At 62.2% G+C, this 18,062-nt stretch carries 15 protein-coding genes and 2 pseudogenes; 6 read left to right on the plus strand and 11 right to left on the minus strand.

Translation table 11 applies throughout. From position 1 onward, the window contains the following. Nucleotides 1-104 precede the first annotated feature (104 nt). Together CIT31_RS21655 and CIT31_RS21660 are read right to left on the minus strand one after the other, a co-directional pair. Nucleotides 105-1,307 (minus strand): annotated as a pseudogene (locus CIT31_RS21655) (amidase). Between the two features lie 58 nt (nt 1,308-1,365). Beyond that, entirely contained in the window at nt 1,366-2,274 is a 909-nt protein-coding gene (locus CIT31_RS21660) for an SDR family oxidoreductase (protein WP_095520298.1), read from the minus strand. 102 nt (nt 2,275-2,376) lie between these two features. Here CIT31_RS21660 and CIT31_RS21665 point away from each other — a divergent pair. Further along, a pseudogene (locus tag CIT31_RS21665) lies at nt 2,377-2,948 on the plus strand (TetR/AcrR family transcriptional regulator). 56 nt (nt 2,949-3,004) lie between these two features. On the opposite strand, the gene CIT31_RS21670 reads toward CIT31_RS21665, so the two are convergent. Further along, nucleotides 3,005-4,216, minus strand: a complete 1,212-nt coding sequence (locus tag CIT31_RS21670) for an MFS transporter (RefSeq protein WP_095520299.1) — start codon at nt 4,214-4,216, stop codon at nt 3,005-3,007. Nucleotides 4,217-4,308: 92 nt separating this feature from the next. On the opposite strand from CIT31_RS21670, the gene CIT31_RS21675 reads away from it, so the two are divergent. Continuing rightward, entirely contained in the window at nt 4,309-5,280 is a 972-nt protein-coding gene (locus tag CIT31_RS21675) for an AraC family transcriptional regulator (RefSeq protein ID WP_095520345.1), read from the plus strand. A 54-nt stretch (nt 5,281-5,334) separates the two neighbouring features. Here the strand turns inward: CIT31_RS21675 and CIT31_RS21680 are convergent, their stop codons facing one another. The 7 genes from CIT31_RS21680 to CIT31_RS21710 all read right to left on the minus strand — a co-directional run bounded on the left by CIT31_RS21680 (nt 5,335) and on the right by CIT31_RS21710 (nt 12,022). After that, the gene (locus tag CIT31_RS21680; protein WP_095520300.1) at nt 5,335-6,420 is read right to left on the minus strand and encodes an ABC transporter ATP-binding protein; all 1,086 of its coding nucleotides are present in this window, start codon (nt 6,418-6,420) and stop codon (nt 5,335-5,337) included. Further along, nucleotides 6,420-7,529, minus strand: a complete 1,110-nt coding sequence (locus CIT31_RS21685) for an ABC transporter ATP-binding protein (RefSeq protein ID WP_095520301.1) — start codon at nt 7,527-7,529, stop codon at nt 6,420-6,422. The genes CIT31_RS21680 and CIT31_RS21685 overlap by 1 nt, the downstream gene beginning before the upstream one ends. Then, nucleotides 7,526-7,735, minus strand: coding sequence for a hypothetical protein (locus tag CIT31_RS21690; RefSeq protein WP_095520302.1), 210 nt, complete (start codon nt 7,733-7,735; stop codon nt 7,526-7,528). Before CIT31_RS21690 ends, CIT31_RS21685 begins: the two co-directional genes overlap by 4 nt. Continuing rightward, entirely contained in the window at nt 7,732-8,691 is a 960-nt protein-coding gene (locus tag CIT31_RS21695; protein WP_095520303.1) for a carbohydrate ABC transporter permease, read from the minus strand. The genes CIT31_RS21690 and CIT31_RS21695 overlap by 4 nt, the downstream gene beginning before the upstream one ends. A 1-nt stretch (nt 8,692) precedes the next feature. Beyond that, nucleotides 8,693-9,598, minus strand: coding sequence for a carbohydrate ABC transporter permease (locus CIT31_RS21700; protein WP_095520304.1), 906 nt, complete (start codon nt 9,596-9,598; stop codon nt 8,693-8,695). A gap of 67 nt (nt 9,599-9,665) precedes the next feature. Further along, nucleotides 9,666-10,982, minus strand: a complete 1,317-nt coding sequence (locus CIT31_RS21705; RefSeq protein WP_095520346.1) for an ABC transporter substrate-binding protein — start codon at nt 10,980-10,982, stop codon at nt 9,666-9,668. 356 nt (nt 10,983-11,338) lie between these two features. Then, the gene (locus tag CIT31_RS21710; protein WP_065009766.1) at nt 11,339-12,022 is read right to left on the minus strand and encodes a TetR/AcrR family transcriptional regulator; all 684 of its coding nucleotides are present in this window, start codon (nt 12,020-12,022) and stop codon (nt 11,339-11,341) included. Between the two features lie 111 nt (nt 12,023-12,133). Between CIT31_RS21710 and CIT31_RS21715 the strand changes: the two genes are divergently transcribed. Genes CIT31_RS21715 through CIT31_RS21725 form a run of 3 tightly spaced genes read left to right on the plus strand, consistent with a single transcriptional unit; the run spans nt 12,134 to nt 14,629 of the window. Beyond that, nucleotides 12,134-13,330 (plus strand): Tm-1-like ATP-binding domain-containing protein, encoded by a 1,197-nt coding sequence (locus tag CIT31_RS21715; RefSeq protein WP_095520305.1) that lies wholly within the window; start codon nt 12,134-12,136, stop codon nt 13,328-13,330. A gap of 11 nt (nt 13,331-13,341) precedes the next feature. Further along, entirely contained in the window at nt 13,342-14,205 is an 864-nt protein-coding gene (locus tag CIT31_RS21720; RefSeq protein ID WP_095520306.1) for a phosphoenolpyruvate hydrolase family protein, read from the plus strand. A gap of 4 nt (nt 14,206-14,209) precedes the next feature. Further along, nucleotides 14,210-14,629 carry a cupin domain-containing protein gene (locus tag CIT31_RS21725; protein WP_095520307.1) on the plus strand — a complete coding sequence of 140 codons (420 nt, stop codon included), beginning with the start codon at nt 14,210-14,212 and terminating at the stop codon, nt 14,627-14,629. Nucleotides 14,630-14,825: 196 nt separating this feature from the next. Here CIT31_RS21725 and CIT31_RS21730 read toward each other — a convergent pair whose 3' ends face one another. Then, nucleotides 14,826-16,013, minus strand: a complete 1,188-nt coding sequence (locus tag CIT31_RS21730) for a M24 family metallopeptidase (RefSeq protein ID WP_095520308.1) — start codon at nt 16,011-16,013, stop codon at nt 14,826-14,828. A 363-nt stretch (nt 16,014-16,376) separates the two neighbouring features. Between CIT31_RS21730 and CIT31_RS21735 the strand changes: the two genes are divergently transcribed. Further along, nucleotides 16,377-17,987: an ABC transporter substrate-binding protein gene (locus CIT31_RS21735; RefSeq protein WP_095520309.1), complete on the plus strand. Its 1,611-nt coding sequence runs from the start codon at nt 16,377-16,379 to the stop codon at nt 17,985-17,987. The last annotated feature ends 75 nt before the right edge of the window (nt 17,988-18,062 follow it).

The following is an 18,062-nucleotide window of genomic DNA, read 5'->3' on the forward strand; positions in this document are numbered from 1 at the left end:
GGCTAATGCATGTCGCGCAAAAGTGCGCAGCGGTTTTGCGATAACGACATGCATAGAAACAAGAACCTAAAGCGCGTCGCATGAACCCGTTCAGACGCGACGCGCTATATAAGCAGTGCCTCGACTTCCGCCGCGATGCGCAGGAGACGGTGGTCGTGGCCGTGGCGCGCCACCAGCATCAGCCCGGCCGGGCGCACCATTCCCGGCATCGGCAGCGAGATCGCGCAGAGGTCGAACTGGTTGGCGACCTGCGTGTTGCGCAACAGAAGGCCTTCGACGGACGCCAGCCGCTCGTCCATGGCGGCGACAAGCGCCGTGCGGCGGCGGATTACCCTTATATAGGCCGTGGCCGGAACGGCGGCGGCGCGCGACAACGGCTCGCCCACCCACGGATCGACCGGCGTCGTCGCACCTGTCGCCAGCCAATCTGCATGGACCGCGGCGCCCTCCATTGCCGCGATCGAGGCTCGCTTGGTTACCCCTCGCAAATCGGCAAGGAGGTCATCGATGGACAGATCGGCGAGGTATGCACCCGCAAGCTCTACCTTGCGAACACATCGCTCGAACGCCGCCGAGACCTCTTTTTCCGTATCCTCGAAGAGCGCGCCGCGCGGAATGCCGATGCGCAGTCCGGCAAACGGAAGCGGAACCAGAGCCACAGTCTCCTCGCCCGCCATCACCGCGTCGGCTGCGGCACATTCGGCGACGGTGCGGGCAAGCGGGCCGATGGAGTCCAGCGTGTCGGACAGCGGGAAGACGCCAACGCGTGATACGCGCCGCACCGTCGGCTTGAACCCGACGGCACCGTTCAGCGCCGCCGGAATGCGCACCGAACCGCCGGTGTCGGAACCGATCGAGATCTCGCTCGTACCTTCGGCAACGGATACACCGGCGCCCGAGGATGAGCCGCCCGCAATCCGGCCGGCGTCGGTTGCATTGCCGGGCGTGCCGTAATGCGGGTTAACGCCGATCGCGGTGAAGGCGAATTCGGTCATGTTGGTCTTGCCGATGATGATCGCACCGGCCTGCCGCAGCCGCCGCACGATGACGGCATCCCGCAGCGCCGGCGCCGCGGTGCTGAGCAACAACCGGCCGTGGTCGGCTCGCCGGCAACATCGAACAGGTCCTTGATCGACAGAATTGTTCCGTCGAGCGGCCCGAGCGTCACGCCTGCTCTGCACCTGGCATCGGCGGCGTCGGCTGCTGCTCGTGCGGCTTCCGGAGAGGTTTACGAATACGCCTTCATTATCGGCGCGGACGGCGAGACGCGAAAGGACGGCTTCGAGGCGGTCGCGGGCTGATTGCATGGCACAGTCTACTTTTTTATGGTCGCCCGAGTAGCCCAGCACACTGACGTCGATAGCTCTAGCGATAGCCAGTCGCATCTGCTGGCTTGCCGGTATTCTCAACTTCCGGAACGTAGCGCCACGCGTCGGGCCGCGAGCCGTCGAGATCGGTAAAGCCGTAGACCTGCGCCAGCCCGCCACTCGACAGCGACTGTCCGTTCCAGCGCGAACGGTCCGGGTCCGCCGCAAGCGCCGCCACTGCGCGACCGATAAAGCGCGGGGTCTCGGAAATGACGAAATGCGGCACTTTTGCTGTCGCATCACGCCAGTTGTCCTCGGTCACCCCAAAAGCTTCCAACATCATTTCCGAACGCAGCCAGCCGGGTGTCAGCGAAATCGAGGTGGCGCCGTGCGGGGCGAGGTCCTTGGCATGGGCCCAGGCCATGCGGGTCACCGATACTTTGGCGAGGTCATAGAACGGCGAAAGCCGATAATGCTCGGCATTATACTCCGCGGTGCCGTCGGTGACTTCGACCAGCAGGCCGCCCGGGCGCTCGATCAGAAGCGGCAGCGCGTAATGCGCGGTGATCAGATGCGTGTCGACGCCCAGCCGCAACATACGCAAACCATTCGTGAGATCATGCTCCCAGACCGGCTTGTTCCATTCGAACAGTTTCTCGCCGCCCCAGATGTCGTTGACCAGCACATCGAGGCGGCCCTGCTCGGCACGTATCCGGTCGACCAGCTTGCGCACGTCTTCGGCAACCAGATGGTCGACTTGCACAGCGATGCCATGGCCGCCTTGCGCTGAAACAAGCTCCGCCGTCTCCTCGATGGTTTCCGGACGGGCGTATTCGGACTGATGCGCGCGTGTCGTCCGCCCGGTGACGTAGACCGTCGCGCCCGCAGCACCCAGTTCGACAGCAATGCCTCTCCCCGCACCGCGCGTGGCGCCAGCGACCAAAGCGACTTTTCCTTCAAGCGTCATTGAACTCCCCAGACTCTGACCAACCAACCTCTGACCAACAAATGATAGCCTTCGTCAATGTTATGATATATAAATGATCATTCGTTTATAATGGATGTCAAGATGCCTCGGCAAAAGTCGCAATCCGACGAGGACGTGCTGGAAGCGGCGCACCGGCTGATCCACAGGCATGGCCCGGAGGCACTCACATTTGAACGGCTGTCCAAGAATTGCGGGCTTTCCGGCTCGACCCTGGTGCAGCGTTTTAAGAACAAGGCCACGCTCAGGCAAAGAACCTTGCTGCAGGCATGGGACAGGCTGGACGCGAAGACGACAACGCTCGCAGATGCGACACCGAGGACCCCTGCTGGCGCGATCGAATTGCTGGTGGCGCTGTCGCGTGACTATGGCGGCATCGAATCCTATGCCGAGGGCCTGCTCGTCCTGCGCGAAGACCTGCGCGATCCGGTGCTTCGCGCGCGGGGGGCGTCGTGGAAGGCATCCCTGTGCAACATCCTCGACTCTTGCTTTGCTTCGGTCGCAACGCGCCGTTGGACATCGGGCTGCTGATGGCATCGCACTGGCAAGGTTCGCTGCTTTGGTGGAGTTTCGACCCGAAAGTCGAAGTTGCATCCTACGTCGAAGACAGTCTGGGTCGATTCGTCACCGCAATAGTCACGGCCCGAAAACCATAACCGATTTTCGGGCCATTTCTTGGAGGCGTCCCACGTGGGACGCACCTACGGATGGCTTAGGTTGCGCTCCTCGGGCCAAGCAAGAGCGCCGCCAAGGCCGCCAGCAACGTTGCGATTCCGCAATAGGCGAAAGCGCTGGCAACGCCGGCATTGTCGACCAGCAGGCCGCCGAAAACGGCGCCCAGTGCGATGGCCACCTGGAATGTGGCGACCATCAGCCCGCCGGCGCTTTCAGCCTGGTCGGGAGCGGCTCGCACCAGCCAGGTTTGCAGCCCGACTGGCACCGCGCCGAAGGCAAACCCCCAGCCGGCAACCGCTATCGCCGCAACGACTGGCGAGGCTCCGAGAGTAAGCAGCAAGGCGGCCGCCACAGCAATCAGCAGAGGCGCCAGGCCGACGGCGGTCTTGAGGCTGCGTTCGGCCATGAACCCGCCGGCAAAATTGCCGAAGAAGCCACCGATGCCGTAGGCGAGCAGCACCAGCGAGATCGTCTCGATGTCCAGCGCGGGCACCTTCTCAAGAAACGGGCGGACATAGGTGAAGCCGGCAAAGTGTCCCGAGGCGACCAGCAGGACCACCAGAAGCGCAACTCTGATCATCGGCCGCTTTGTTACCTCCAGCAAGGTCCGAAAGCTTGCCACGCCCGCCGGCGGCAGCTTCGGAAGGGTGGCGATCTGCACGAGCAGCGCCAGGGCGCCGACGACAGCTGCGATCATGAAGGCCGTTCGCCATCCCCAGATGCCACCGACATAGGCACCGACCGGGGCCGCACAGACCGTCGCCACCGAAACGCCGGTGAGAATGATCGACATGGCGCGCGGCATCAGCCGCATCGGGACAAGCCGCATCGCCATGGCCGCCGACATCGACCAGAAGCCGCCGAGGCTGATCCCGAGCATGATGCGGGCGATCAGAAGAACGGGAAGCGAGGACGCAAACGCCGCCAGGAGGTTCGACAGGATCAGGAGCACGGTCAGTCCCCACATGACGAGCCTGCGGTCCAGCCGTCTGGTGATGATGGCCATGGTCGGAGCGGCTATCGCGCCGACAACGGCGGTTGCCGTCACCGCTTGGCCGGCAGTGCCTTCGGTCACACCGAGATCCTGCGCCAGCGGCGTCAACAGACTGGCAGGCAGGAATTCCGCGGTCACCAGCCCAAACACACCGAGCGCGAGAGATACGACCGCCCCCCACGCCGGCTCGGCTCGTTCGTCGGTTTCCGCGGGATCGAGAACGGTGGCCATGACGCCTGTCGCGGGTTCGGTCATGATGGGATCTCCAATCTGGTTGCACTGCAACATCTGGCTGCAGTGCAACATAGGAAGTGACCGTCTGGCGTTTCCATGCTAGAAACACCATCATGCTTGACCATTCGTCCAAAGTTCCGGTTACCGGCGATCCGCTGACAGACATATTGCGCGGGTTGAGGCTCGACGGCGTCGAATACGGCCGCTGTGAAATGCAGGAGCCCTGGGGTCTCCAGTTTCCGGCCCAGACGGCGGCGCGGTTTCATTTCATCGGCCGCAAGGGGTGTTGGCTGCTGCAGCCCTCCGGCGAATGGGTGGAACTCAAGGCTGGCGACGCGGTGCTGCTGCCGCGCGGTGCAGCACATGTCCTGGCCAGCGAACCAGGCACCGAGGCTTCGCCGATCCAGGGTTACGAAGTCGGAGAGGTCTGCAAGGGCGTCTACTGCTTGTCGAACGAAGGCCGCCGGCCGGGGACCCTGCTGTTTTTCGGCAGCATGTATTTCAATCTCGACGGTTTGCACCCATTGCTCGGCATGATGCCGGACGTAATGCGCGCGCACGAGTTGGAAGCCTATGAGCCCGGCATCCCGCATCTGCTGGAGGCCATGGCCCGCGAAGTGACGATGGAGCGCGTCGGCTCCGGCGGCATCCTGGCACGGCTTGCCGATGTGCTGGCCGCCACTGTCATCCGGTCATGGGTCGAGCGCGGCTGCGGCGACTCGTCCGGATGGATTGCGGCGGTGAGAGACCGCGAGATCGGCCGCGTGCTGGCCGCGATCCATCTCGAGCCGGACCGCGACTGGACAGTGGAGACCTTGGCCAGGATGATGGGCGCCTCGCGATCGGGCTTCGCCGAGCGCTTCGCGACGATCGTCGGCGAAACGCCGGCGAGATATGTCACCCAGGTGAGAATGCACCAGGCACGGCAATGGCTGGTCCGCGACCGGCTGAAGATTTCCGTCGTCGCCGCTCGCCTGGGTTATGAATCCGACGCGTCGTTCAGCCGGGCATTCAAGCGCGTCATCGGATCGCCTCCCAGCCATTTTCGCGCGGAAGAACAGGCTGAGACCCGTCAAGCCGGCTAAGCCTGGCCAGAGGCTTCAAGCCCGCTTAACATCCTTCCCGCCCAATAGGCGCGCTTAGCCCGCGTGACGGAGGCTTATTCCGCTTGCCTTGTCGAACAGCACCACCTTGTCCGGATCCCAGGCAAAGCGCACCGGCTGTTCGATCTCGACATCGGTTCTGGCCGGCACCGTGGCCCGCAGCATGGCGTCGCCGACCCGCAGCGTAAGGATCTTTTCGACGCCATGATTCTCGACATCGTGGACGCGTGCCTCTACCGGCGCCCCGCTCTCGAGATAGACATCCTCGGGACGAATACCGAAGACGAGCGGGCGACCGTCGGTCGCACCGCTCGTCTTGGCCCCCCCCGCAAAAGGCAGCTCGAAATTCAGCGGTGCCATCACCGCGCGACCGTTGACGAGCTTGCCGTCGATGAGGTTCATCGGCGGCGAGCCGACGAAGCTCGCCACATAGGTGTCGCGCGGATTGTTGTAGATCTCGTACGGCGTGCCGGTCTGGACGATGCGACCATGGTTGAGCACGCCAACCTTGTCGCCCATCGACATCGCCTCGATTTGATCGTGCGTGACGAACAGGAAGGTCTGACCAAGGTTCATTTGGATGTTCTTCAGTTCGGTGCGCAGCGCCTCGCGCAACTTGGCATCGAGCGCCGACAGCGGCTCATCCATCAGGAATACGCGGGGCTTCCTGACGATGGCGCGACCAATCGAGACGCGCTGCATCTCGCCGCCAGAGAGGCGATCCGTCTTGCGCTCGAGCAGATGCTCGATACGCAAAGTCCTGGCAACGCGGTCGACGCGCGTCTTGATTTCGTCGGGCTCGATGCGGCGGATTTTTGACTTCAGCGGAAATTCGAGGTTTTCGCGCACCGTATAGCGCGGGTAGAGAGAATATTGCTGCAGCACCAGCGCCACGTCGCGCTCGGCGGCACCCCAATTGGCGACATCGACGCCGTCGATGAAAACCTGGCCTTCGCTCGGCTTTTCCAGGCCGGCAACCATGCGCAGCGTCGTCGTCTTGCCGGCGCCGGTCTCGCCGAGCAGCACGAAGAACTCGCCGTCGGCAATGTCGAGATTGAGCCCGGTCAATGCGGTGTGATTGCCGAATGTCTTCGAGATATTCTTGAGCTGGATATGGGCCATCAGAGTCTCACCCCCAGCGAATTGCCGCTTGTCGTGTCGAAGAAGTGCGCCTGCGCTGGGTCGAGCTTGGCGAAGACCTGAACCCCCGGCTTGCCGACGAAACCGGAACGGGTGCGGGCGCGCAACATCTGTGCCCCAACCTTGAGGTCGACGATATCGTAGGAGCCAAGCGGTTCGATGATGTGCGCCTCGACTGGCAGATAACCGTCCGCCGCCTCGCGCGAAACCATCACGCCTTCGGGGCGGATGCCGAGCGCAAGGCGGTCCTGCCCGACGTTCGCGGCGTCGAGCTGGCCGACCAGTTCGGCCGGGAAAAGGAAACCTTCCGCGGCCCCGTCGACGGTGACCCTGGCGCCGGAGCCGTTCATCGTCACCGCCGCGTTGGCGACGTTCATCACAGGCGAGCCAACGAATTGCGCGACGAACAGATTGGCCGGGCGCGTATACACTTCCGATGGGCTGCCTACCTGTTGCAGAACGCCCTCATGCATGATGACGATGCGGTCGGCAAGGCTCATCGCCTCGATCTGGTCGTGGGTGACGTAGATGGTGGTCGAGCCCTGCTTGATGTGCAGCCGCTTGATCTCCGCGCGCATCTCCTCGCGCAGCTTGGCGTCGAGCGCGCCGATCGGCTCGTCCATCAGCATCGCCTTCGGCCGCCGCACCAGCGCCCGGCCGATCGCCACGCGCTGCATGTCGCCACCCGACAGCGCCGACGGCTTCTTGCCGAGCAGATCGTTGATCTGCAGCACTTTGGCGACCGAGCGCACCTCGCCGTCGATCTCCGCCTTGCTCTTGCGCATGGCGCGCAACGGAAAAGCGATGTTCTCGTAGACGCTCATATGCGGATAGAGCGAGAACGACTGGAAGACCATGGCGATGTCGCGGTCGGCAGCCTTGAGATGCTGGACCGGCTTTCCGTCGATGAGGACATCGCCGCCGTCGATCGTCTCCAGCCCGGCGATGGCGCGAAGCGTCGTGGTCTTGCCGCAGCCCGACTGGCCGAGCAGCACGATGAACTCGTTGTCGTCGATCTTGAGATTGAGGTCCTTGATGACCTGAACGGCGCCAAAGAATTTCTGGACGCCACGAAGCTCGATCTGGGTCATGCGTGACCTTCTTTTTCCGGCGCGCCGGTCGCCTGCGGCTTCTGCCTTGGACCGACCCAGCCGGTGATCATGAACGTCAGTAGCCCGACGATGATGATCGTCAGGCCGTAGCGGTGCAGGAAGAGGTTCCACGGCTGGCAGAGCGCGATGATGCCGCACACCATCACGATCTCGGCCGTGCGCTGGATTGTAGAATGGCGGATCATTTGCGAATCGCTCCGAAGGACATGCCGCGCAGCAGGTGGTTGCGCAACAGGAAGGTGAAGATGGCGACAGGCAGCAGGAACAGGAAGGTTCCGGCCGCGATCACCGTCCAATCCGACAGGCCGGAACCGACCTGGCTTGGAATGAACGGCGGTGCCGTCTGGGCGCGTCGGTTGGTCATGATCAGCGCGAAGGCATATTCGTTCCATGCGGTGATGAAGCAGAACACGGCGGTGGCGGCGATGCCGGTGGCCGCCTCCGGCAGTACGATCTTGAAGAAGGCCTCAATTCGCGTATAGCCGTCGACGAGCGCTGCCTCCTCGTACTCCTTCGGAATTTCGTCCATGAACCCCTTCATCAGCCACACGGAGAAGCTGAGGTTGAAGGCGGTGTAGAGGATGATCAGGCCCCAATGCGTGTCGTTGAGGCCGACCGCCCGGTACATCAGGAACATCGGGATCGCCACCACCACCGGCGGCAGCATGCGCGTCGACAGGATGAAGAAGAGCAGGTCCTGTTCCCCCTTTATCTTGAAGCGCGAGAACCCGTATGCCGTGAAAGTGCCCATGCCGACGGCGAGGATCGTCGAGGTGATAGCTACGATCAGCGAATTCATGAAGCGGTTCGGATAGCCGGACCACTGCACCTCGCCCCTGCCCGAGCGCACCACCTTCTCGCCGCCGTCAAAGACCAGCCGCTCCCACCATGGGGCGGCGGCGTATTGTTCCGGCGTCGGCGCTGTGCGCAGTTGCGAGCGCTTGGTGAACAGCTTGACGAAGGGCGATATCTCCGGCTGGAAGACCACCGTCGGCGGGATGGTGGTGGCGAGGTTGCGCGGCTTGAACGCCGTGGAGGCTATCCAGTAGATCGGCGCCAAGAAGATGATCGTGACGATCAGCACGCCGACGATGGCGAGCTTGTTGAGCGAACGCTCGGTAGAGGTGGTGACGGCGGCCATTCTAGCGCTCCTTCACCTTGTTCAGGTATTTGACGTAGATGTTGGTGATCGCCAGGATCATGATCAGCACGATGTAGGCGAGCGCGCAGGAGCGCCCGGTCTGCCATTCCTGGAACGCCATCTTGTAGAGCCGGATCGAGATCACCTCGGTGGTTGGCTGGCTGGTCAGGATGTAGGCAAGATCGAAGGTCTTGAACGCCTCCATGGTGCGAAAGATGATCGCGATCATCAGGATCGGCGCGACCAGGGGCAGCGTGATGCGAAAGAAGGTATAGAACGAGCCGGCGCGGTCGATCGCGGCCGCCTCGTAGAGGTGCTTCGGCACCGCCGACAGGCCGGCGAGCGACAGCAGCATGACGAAGGGCGACCACATCCAGATGTCGGTGATGGCAACTGCGTAGAGCGCCATGTCGGGGTTGGACAGCCACTCGAAGGAGCCGAGGCCGAGCGTATAGTTGATGATGCCGAAGGACGGATCGTAAAGCAGTTTCCAGAACAGGCCGACGACAGCCATCGACAGCATCATCGGCAACAGAAGCAGTGTCGTCAGCAGGCCCTTCAACGGGATATCGCGGTTGAGCAGCAACGCCACGCCGAAGCCGACGATGACCTGGCCGACTACGGAGACAATGACATATTTAGCGGTGATGGCGAAATTCGACCAGATGAACGGGTCGTTGAGCAGCTCGCGGTAATTCTGCAGTCCGACGAAAGTTGCCGGTGCCGCGCTCGATGCGCGAAAGTCGGTGAACGAATAGCCGAGCGAATAGAGCAATGGAAAGATGTTGAAGACGATCAGGAAAACGATCGTCGGAACGATGAAGAGATTGCGGATCGTGAGGTCGCTCATGCCGCGGGCGGCGGAGCGCGACTTGGGATCCAGCGTGGTCATGACTGCAGTGGCCAAGGCCCGTTCCTCCGGAAAACGAAAACGGAAGGGGCGGGCTCCCGCCCCTTCCGAGCGTTAGTGCCGTTTACTTTACGCGGTTGTATTTCTTGAACGTAGCGTTCCAGTCGGCTGCGAGCGCATCGAGCACTTCCTTGGCCGTGCCCTGATTGCCGGTGATGTACGGATAGACGCGTTGGTTCATCTGGATGAGCAGCTCGGCATATTCCGGCGTCGCCCAGAAGTCCTTCACCTTGAACATGGTTTCGTAGAAGGCCTTGTTGTAAGGCGTGGCGTTCTGGAATTCAGGCGACTCGAGCACCTTGGCGCTTGCCGTGTAACCGCCGAGTTCCGCCCATTTCTTCTGCGTCTCGTCCTTGATGAACCATTCCAGGAACTTCATCGCCTCTTCCTGATTCTGGGAATAGGAGATGACGGAGATGCCCTGGCCGCCGAGGGCGGCGAACTGGTCGCCGTTCGGTCCTGGAGGGTTGGCGAAGAAGCCGGTGGCCTTGGCGTTCGGGTTCGAGGCTTCGTTGATGAGCGCCGGGAAGAAGGCGAAGTAGTTCATGCTCATCGCCGCCAGGTTTTCGGTGATCGCCTGGTTGTCCTCGATGAAGAAGGCCTTGGCCCAACCAGGAGGAGTGAAGGAATAAAGTTCCTTGTAGGCCTCGAGCGCCTTGACGTTCTGCTCGGAGTTGATGATCCCGTCGACCTTGTAAGTGGAATAGTCGCCAAGTTCGCCGCCGAAGGAGAAGATGGCGTTCTCCACGCCCATCACCAGAGCATCGTACGAGTTGTCGGTGTAGATGGCGACGCCGTAGCGCTTCTCGTCGGGACGGTGGAAGAACTCGGCGATGTCGCGCAACTGCTTCCAGTCCTTCGGCACGCCGAGATCGTAGCCGTACTTGGCTTTGAAGGCTTCCATCTCCTTCGGGTCTTCGAACCAGTCCTTGCGATAGGACCAGCCGACCGCGTCGCCCTCGGCCGGGATCGACCAGTATTTGCCGGAGTTGGACGGATATTCGGCGTAGTATTTCACCGTCGCCGGCGCCATCACTTCCTTCAGATTGTGCTTGTTGAAGAAGTCGGTGAGGTCGACATAGTGGCCTGCCTCGGAGGCCGCGCCGATCCACTGCGAATCGCCGACGACCATGTCGTAGGCGCTGCCCTTAGCGTTGAATTCAGTGAACGCCTTGGTCTGGAAATCCGGCCACGGCGTCGTCTCGACCGTGACCTTAACGCCGCTCTCGGCCTCGTAAAGGTTGACGAGTTCCTGCAAATAGTTCGCCGGATCCCACTCAGCCCAGAAGATGGTGAGTTCCTTATCCTGCGCGTGGACGGACGTTCCGCAGGCGAGCACTAAGCCGATACCAGCAAGCATGCTGGTCATTGTCTTGCGCATGATGATTTCCTCCCTTGTGCGCATTCTATCGTATCAGACGAGCCGGCGGCGAGGCCGACCCTGGTAGTTCCTCCCGTGGGCAGCGTTCCGGTTTCGAGCCTCCTCGCTCGGCCGGAAATGGATCGCAGCCCTCACTTTTAATCCGCCATATTGTCCTGATCTGGTATTACCAATTTCGGAGACACGTCAAGCACTTTCTTGGACGATGGCAGCCCCTCAGACAAGCGGATCCCAGCAACATCTGTCTGTTTTTCTTAAATTTTCCTACTCCTTGATACGCAAGGGCCTTGCTCGCGTTGCGGCACGTCGACTATTCTCGGTAATCAGCATCCCAAACTGGTCGAACCAGATCGATACTATTCCGTGGCTGTCGCCGGCGCGCTTCTGCCTCCTTCGGTTACCGATTCCATCACTGCAGCCCGCACTAGGGCGCCGGCTGCCCATTGCGCTACCGACATCATCTTGCGGCTGTCCAGCCCCCATATGTCCTTCAGTATGATGAGCACTTCGACCCCAAAAATCAACGACAGGGCCTGCGCCAGGCGCTTGAATTCGCGTGGCGGCAGCCGGTGCTTGAGCGGTGCGATCGCGTCCTTGAGCAGGTCGACGCGATGGCCGCGCGTGAAGGCCGGCTCGCCGCCCAGCGTGCCTGCCTGCCGCCGCGCCCACTGGTCGAGCGACAGTTTCAGCGCCGCCTTGAAGGTCGCCTCGAAGGCTTCGATGCGCGGCATGGCCGTATCGAACAGTTCAACGACGCGGCGCTCGGGATCGGCCGAGGCTGATTTCCAGGTGAGGATTGGCCCGAGTCCTTCGTCGACCACCGCCTGCACCAGGGCCGCCTGGCTTGGAAAATATCGATAGGCGGTGGCGCGGGAGACTTCTGCCGCTTCTGCGACCTCGCTGACCGAAGGCGTGGCGCCCGCCTGCATCAGCCTTGTCGCCGTCTCCAGCATCAGCCGTCTTGTGCGCGCGCGCGGTCCGCGTGCGGCTCCAGAACCGGCATCGTCGGAAACCGCCGCTTGTTGACGTGAGACATTCATGTCAATATGATACGCGCGTCTCAAAAAATTGCAATGGCCTTCGCGTTGCCGAACGGCCGGGCAAAGAGCGGCAGGCGGCAACGCCGAGCGCGCCTAGAACCGGGGAACGCAATGAAGCGCGTCTATGTGGTGGGCACCGCCGACACCAAGGGTGAGGAACTCGCCTTTCTGGCCGATGCGGTCGCTGCTACCGGTGCGGCTGTCGCTCGCATCGATGTTGGAACGCGCAACCCAACCGTGCCGGTCGATGTCTCGGCCGAAGAGGTCGGCGGCCACCATCCCGGCGGCAGCAGTGCCGTACTGAGCATCGACGACCGCGGCACCGCAGTGGCGGCAATGGCCCTCGCTTTCACCCGGTTTGTTCAATCGCGCACCGATATAGCAGGTGTGATCGGCATTGGCGGTGGTGGCGGCACTTCGATCATCACATCAGGCATGCGCGCGCTGCCGCTCGGCCTGCCCAAGATCATGGTTTCGACGCTCGCCTCGGGCGACACCGCACCTTATGTCGATGTCTCCGACATCGTGATGATGCCGTCGGTGACCGACATGGCCGGCCTGAACCGGCTGTCTCGTGTCGTGCTGCACAACGCCGCCCAGGCGATATCAGGCATGGCGGCAAAGCCGGCGGAGCCGCCCGACGGCAGACCGTCGATCGGCCTCACCATGTTCGGCGTGACCACGCCGTGCGTGACTTCTATCGCCGAACAGCTCCGATCGATCTATGACTGCATGGTCTTCCACGCCACCGGCACCGGCGGCCGCACCATGGAGAAGCTTGCCGACAGCGGCTTGCTGTCCGGCGTCATCGACATCACGACGACAGAAGTCTGCGACCTTCTGTTCGGCGGCGTGCTGCCGGCGACCGAAGACCGCTTCGGCGCGATCGCCCGCACCAGGCTGCCCTATGTCGGTTCGGTCGGCGCGCTCGACATGGTGAATTTCTGGGCGCCGCCGACCATTCCGGAACGCTATAGCGGGCGGCTTTTTTACGAGCACAATCCTAACGTGACGCTTATGCGCACGACACCTGACGAAAGCCGCAAGATCGGCGAATGGATCGGCACCAAACTGAGCCTCTGCGATGGCCCGGTCCGGTTCCTCATTCCCGAAAAAGGCGTCTCGGCGCTCGACATCGAAGGCGGCGCTTTCTTCGACCCTGAGGCCGATGCAGCACTCTTCGAGGCCATCGAGCGCACGATCAAGCCTGATGACGCGCGAAGCGTGACGCGCCTGCCGATGCACATCAACGATCCCGAATTCGCCAAGGCTGCGGTTGCGGCTTTTCTCGACATCGCCAGGCAGTGAGAGACGAAGCCATGGCCGCCATACCGCGCAAGAAGATCCTGGAAAAATTCCGCAAGATGATTGCCGGCGGCGTGCCGATCGTCGGCGGCGGCGCCGGCACCGGTCTGTCCGCCAAGGCCGAGGAGGCCGGCGGCATCGACCTGATCATCATCTACAATTCCGGCCGCTACCGCATGGCCGGGCGCGGCTCCGCCGCCGGCCTGCTCGCCTATGGCAACGCCAACGAGATCGTCAAGGAAATGGCTTATGAGGTGCTGCCGGTGGTGAAGAAGACGCCGGTGCTGGCCGGCGTCAACGGCACCGATCCCTTCGTCATCATGCCGCTGCTGCTGGCCGAGCTGAAGACGATGGGTTTTTCCGGCGTGCAGAACTTTCCGACCATCGGCCTGTTCGACGGCCAGATGCGGCAGAGTTTCGAAGAAACCGGTATGGGCTTCGGGCTCGAGGTCGACATGATCGCCGCGGCACACGAACTCGACCTGCTGACCACGCCATATGTCTTCAATCCCGATGAGGCCCGCGCCATGACCAAGGCCGGCGCCGACATCATCGTCGCCCATATGGGGGTGACCACCGGCGGCTCGATCGGCGCGACGTCGGCCAAGTCGCTCGACGACTGCGTGACGGAGATCGACGCCATCGCTGAAGCGGCGCGTGTCGTGCGCAAGGACGTCATCCTGCTTTGCCATGGCGGACCGATCTCGATGCCGGACGACGCCCGGTACATACTCGAACGCTGCAAGGGCCTGCACGGCTTTTACGGGGCAAGCTCGATGGAGCGGCTGCCGGCGGAAGCGGCGATCGCCAGGCAGACTGCGGATTTCAAGGCCGTCACGCTTGGCGGCACAATCGTTGCAAAGAAAAAGAAGGGATAAGACGATGACCGACAAGAACAAGGTGTTTGTCTATCCGAAGGAGGTCAGCGCCTTCGGCTTCGACTGGGGCAGACTGTCGTTGACGGTGGCGCCCGAGGTGAACGGCGCGACGCGCTTTTCCGGCGGCGTCATCGACCTGCCGTCCGGCAAGGGCCACACGCGCCACAACCACCCGGGCGCCGAGGAAATCATCTTCGTCATATCAGGTAATGGCGAGCAGATGGTTGAGGACGACAAGGGCAATCCGGTCATTGCGAAGGTCGGCCCCGGCTGCACCATCTATGTGCCGGAAAGCCGCTTTCATTCGACGCTAAATACCGGCGATGGGCCGATGCAGCTCTTCGTCGTCTATTCGCCCGCCGGACCGGAACTGGCGTTGCGCGACCTGCCGGATTTCAGGCTGCTGCCGCCGGGCGGGAAGTGATCTTGCCGCCGCCTCAGAGTTGAGGCCCCCTCATCCGGCCGCTTCGCGGCCACCTTCTCCCCGCTGGGGAGAAGAGACAGGCGCCAGTGTTGGCGACCTCCTCTCCCCTTCGGGGAGAGGTCGGATTGTCCCGAATTGCCCTTTGCAATTCGGTTGGCAATCGGGTGAGGGGGCAGCGCCTTTCATTGCAAGGCTGTCAAACTCCACCTCTGTTCCAACCCCTGCCCCGATCGCCGAACATGACGTAGCCAGTCTCGGTGACCGCCACGGTGTCTTCCAGCTTGATGAAGCCGCGCGTCGGGTGGAGCATCGTGGTCTCGACCGAGAGCACCATGTTTTTCTCCAGCGGCTTTTCGGCATAGGTGCCTTCATATGTCACCGGATGGTTGGTCATCAGGAATGGCGCTTCATGCGTGATCAACCCCATGCCGTGGGCGAAGAAATCGGTATAGGGCGCAACCTTGGATTTCTTCAGCACGCCCTCCGCATAGGAAATCATATCACCGCCCAGTGTGCCGGCGCATACCTTGGAAAAGGCCGCCTGCTGCACCGTCTCGACCTCGGCTAAAAGGTCCTCGAGTTCGGCATCCGGCTCGCCCAGAATGCCCATGCGGCAGAGGTCGCCGATATAGCCGTGATAATTGCCGCCTGAGTCAATCGACATCACCTCGCCCTTCTTCCATGCCTGTGGCGAGCCGGCGCGGTTGTGGCTGGAACCCAGCGTCAGCAGGCAATATTCGAAATGCGCTCCGCGATTGGTCTCCTCGCGCCGCAATTGCTCGACGATCTCAGTCTTGGTCGTGCCTTCGCGTGCCCACGCAATGGTCGCCAGCATAGAATCGGTGATCAGTTCGGAGGCGATGCGCAACTTCTCCAACTCGGCTTCCGTCTTGATGGCACGCATCCGCTCCAGCATATCAGTCGCGTCGATCAGCTTGGCGTCGGGCAAAGCCTTGCGGATCAGCGTGTAGGCATCCGACGGCAGGAAAGCCGGCTCGATGCCGATGCGGGCATCGCCCCTGCCGATTTTCGTCAGGTGTTCGACGGCAAGGTTGGCGGCGTCGAGCGTGCCCCAGCAGGCGGCATGCAAGGTCGGCGTCCAGAACGGCTTGTTCTGGTGCTCGCCGCCCTCCATGCGGTTGCCGATATAGGCGGCGTGGCCCGGCCCGCCCTTCTCGTAGACAACGATCGGCAGATAGCGGCTGTGGCCGATCGCATCCATGGCGGCGAAGAAGATGAACTTGTAGCCGCCAAGCAGATATTGCGTGTTGTGCTTGGAGGTAGCGAGCAGCACATCGATGCCGGCCTCCTCCATCAGCCGATCGAGCCTGGCATGATCGAACGGGATGGTGCTGACGGCATTCTTGCCCGGGGCGACGTTCATCTCTCTCTCCCTGAATTTCCCTGGTCGAGGCTGTTTTGGTTCTGATGCTCTGGCTGTCGGTCAAATCTGCACTATTTTGTCCAGCCTGGTCCAGCCAGAAACAGGTGGAACGGCCGTTCCGGCACCCTCCGTCGTCGTACACTGCGGTGTCCAGCCTAATTTGGTCCTACCAGAATGATCGGATTGAACCGCTTCTTGTAACTGGTCCAGCGGACGAAATTTTCAAAGCCACATGAGGATGCGCCAAATCCGTCTCTGGCGAAACCCTCGGCAAGGCTCATAATCACCCTTGCAAGGAGGCTGTCTGGCGTCCGAGGGTGATGGCCCACCCGGCCGGGTGGCTGAGAGGGACGGAGTTCAATCATGTCAGATTTCACGATTTCCAGACGCACCGTGCTTACCGGTTCGGTATTGCTTCTGACCTCGACGGCGCTGCCGACCATCGGTCTGGCACAGACGCCGAAGAAAGGCGGACGGCTGGTCGTCGCCGCCGATTCGGAGCCGCGCAACCTCAACCCGGCGATCGTGGCTTCCAACGGCGTGTTCTTCATTTCGAGCAAGATCGTGGAAACGCTGGCTGAGGCGTCCTTCGAGGGCAAGGACGGGCTCGACCCGCGCCTGGCGATAGGTTGGGAGGGCGCCGCCGATGGCCTGTCGGTGACGTTCAAATTGCGCGAGGGCGTCAAATGGCATGACGGCAAACCCTTCACCTCCGCCGACGTCGCGTTCTCGGCGCTGCAGATCTGGAAGCCGCTGCAGAATCTCGGCCGCACCGTGTTCAAGGATCTGGAGGCGGTCGACACGCCGGACGAACTGACGGCTGTGTTCAAATTCGCCAAGCCGACACCGTTCCAGCTGATCCGCAATGCCTTGCCGGCGCTGAGCAGCGTGGTGCCCAAGCACATCTACGAGACCGGAAAGATCGAAGAGAACCCGGCCAACAACGCGCCCGTCGGTACCGGCCCGTTCAAATTCGCCGAACACAAGTCAGGCGAATATTACCGGCTGGAGAAGAATGCCGATTATTGGGGCAAGGACCAGCCTTACCTTGACGAGATCATCTATCAGGTGCTGCCCGACCGCACCTCGGCCGCAAGCGCGCTCGAGGCGGAGGAGATCCAGCTCGCCGCCTTTTCCGCGGTGCCGCTGGCCGATCTCGACCGCATCTCCAAGGTGCCTGGTCTCAAGGTGATTACCAAGGGTTATGAGGGGCTGACCTATCAGCTTGTCGTCGAGATCAACCATCGCCGCAAGGAACTGGCCGACCTGAAGGTGCGCCAGGCGATCGCCCACGCCATCGACAAGGATTTCGTCGTCAAGACAGTGTTCCTCGGCTACGCCGCCACAGCCACCGGCCCGGTGCCGAAGAACGATCCGCAATTCTATACGGCCGATGTGCCGACCTATGACTTCGATGTGGCCAAGGCCAACGCCCTGCTCGACGAAGCCGGTTACAGCAAAGGCGACGACGGCAAGCGCTTTTCGCTGAAGCTACTGCCGGCACCCTATTTCAACGAGACCAAGCAGTTCGGCGACTATTTGCGCCAGGCGCTCGCCGCCATCGGCATTGACGCGCAGCTGGTCAACAACGACTCGGCCGCGCATATCAAGGCTGTCTACACCGACCACGCTTTCGACCTCGCGGTCGGGCCGCCGGTGTTCCGCGGCGACCCTGCGATCTCGACCACCATCCTCGTGCAGAGCGGCATTCCCGACGGGGTGCCGTTCTCCAACCAGGGCGGCTACAAGAACGACGAACTCGACGCCCTGATCGCCAAGGCATCCGAGACGCTCGACCCCGCCGCGCGGACGGAACTTTACAAGGAGTTTCAGAAAAAGGTCGCAGCCGACCTGCCGCTGATCAACGTCGCCGAATGGAACTTCATCAGCGTTATCAGAGATACGGTGGGGAATGTCGCCAACAACCCGCGCTGGGCGGTGTCGAACTGGGCGGACACCTATTTGGCGGGCTAGCGTTTTCTCCAGGCTTGCACATCGCGTAATCGGGTGCTCAGCTTCGGCGATGAGAGTTCCTTCGCGCCCCCCTCT

Origin of the sequence: Mesorhizobium wenxiniae (assembly GCF_002284535.1) — a bacterium.
Lineage (GTDB): Bacteria > Pseudomonadota > Alphaproteobacteria > Rhizobiales > Rhizobiaceae > Mesorhizobium > Mesorhizobium wenxiniae.

Bases quoted from the DNA above. Each gene is read 5' to 3' on its own strand.
- CIT31_RS21660 (WP_095520298.1), bottom strand. From the start codon at position 2,274: ATGACGCTTGAAGGAAAAGTCGCTTTGGTCGCTGGCGCCACGCGCGGT.
- CIT31_RS21670 (WP_095520299.1), bottom strand. From the start codon at position 4,216: ATGACCGAACCCGCGACAGGCGTCATGGCCACCGTTCTCGATCCCGCG.
- CIT31_RS21675 (WP_095520345.1), top strand. From the start codon at position 4,309: ATGCTTGACCATTCGTCCAAAGTTCCGGTTACCGGCGATCCGCTGACA.
- CIT31_RS21680 (WP_095520300.1), bottom strand. From the start codon at position 6,420: ATGGCCCATATCCAGCTCAAGAATATCTCGAAGACATTCGGCAATCAC.
- CIT31_RS21685 (WP_095520301.1), bottom strand. From the start codon at position 7,529: ATGACCCAGATCGAGCTTCGTGGCGTCCAGAAATTCTTTGGCGCCGTT.
- CIT31_RS21690 (WP_095520302.1), bottom strand. From the start codon at position 7,735: ATGATCCGCCATTCTACAATCCAGCGCACGGCCGAGATCGTGATGGTG.
- CIT31_RS21695 (WP_095520303.1), bottom strand. From the start codon at position 8,691: ATGGCCGCCGTCACCACCTCTACCGAGCGTTCGCTCAACAAGCTCGCC.
- CIT31_RS21705 (WP_095520346.1), bottom strand. From the start codon at position 10,982: ATGCGCAAGACAATGACCAGCATGCTTGCTGGTATCGGCTTAGTGCTC.
- CIT31_RS21710 (WP_065009766.1), bottom strand. From the start codon at position 12,022: ATGAATGTCTCACGTCAACAAGCGGCGGTTTCCGACGATGCCGGTTCT.
- CIT31_RS21715 (WP_095520305.1), top strand. From the start codon at position 12,134: ATGAAGCGCGTCTATGTGGTGGGCACCGCCGACACCAAGGGTGAGGAA.
- CIT31_RS21720 (WP_095520306.1), top strand. From the start codon at position 13,342: ATGGCCGCCATACCGCGCAAGAAGATCCTGGAAAAATTCCGCAAGATG.
- CIT31_RS21725 (WP_095520307.1), top strand. From the start codon at position 14,210: ATGACCGACAAGAACAAGGTGTTTGTCTATCCGAAGGAGGTCAGCGCC.
- CIT31_RS21730 (WP_095520308.1), bottom strand. From the start codon at position 16,013: ATGAACGTCGCCCCGGGCAAGAATGCCGTCAGCACCATCCCGTTCGAT.
- CIT31_RS21735 (WP_095520309.1), top strand. From the start codon at position 16,377: ATGTCAGATTTCACGATTTCCAGACGCACCGTGCTTACCGGTTCGGTA.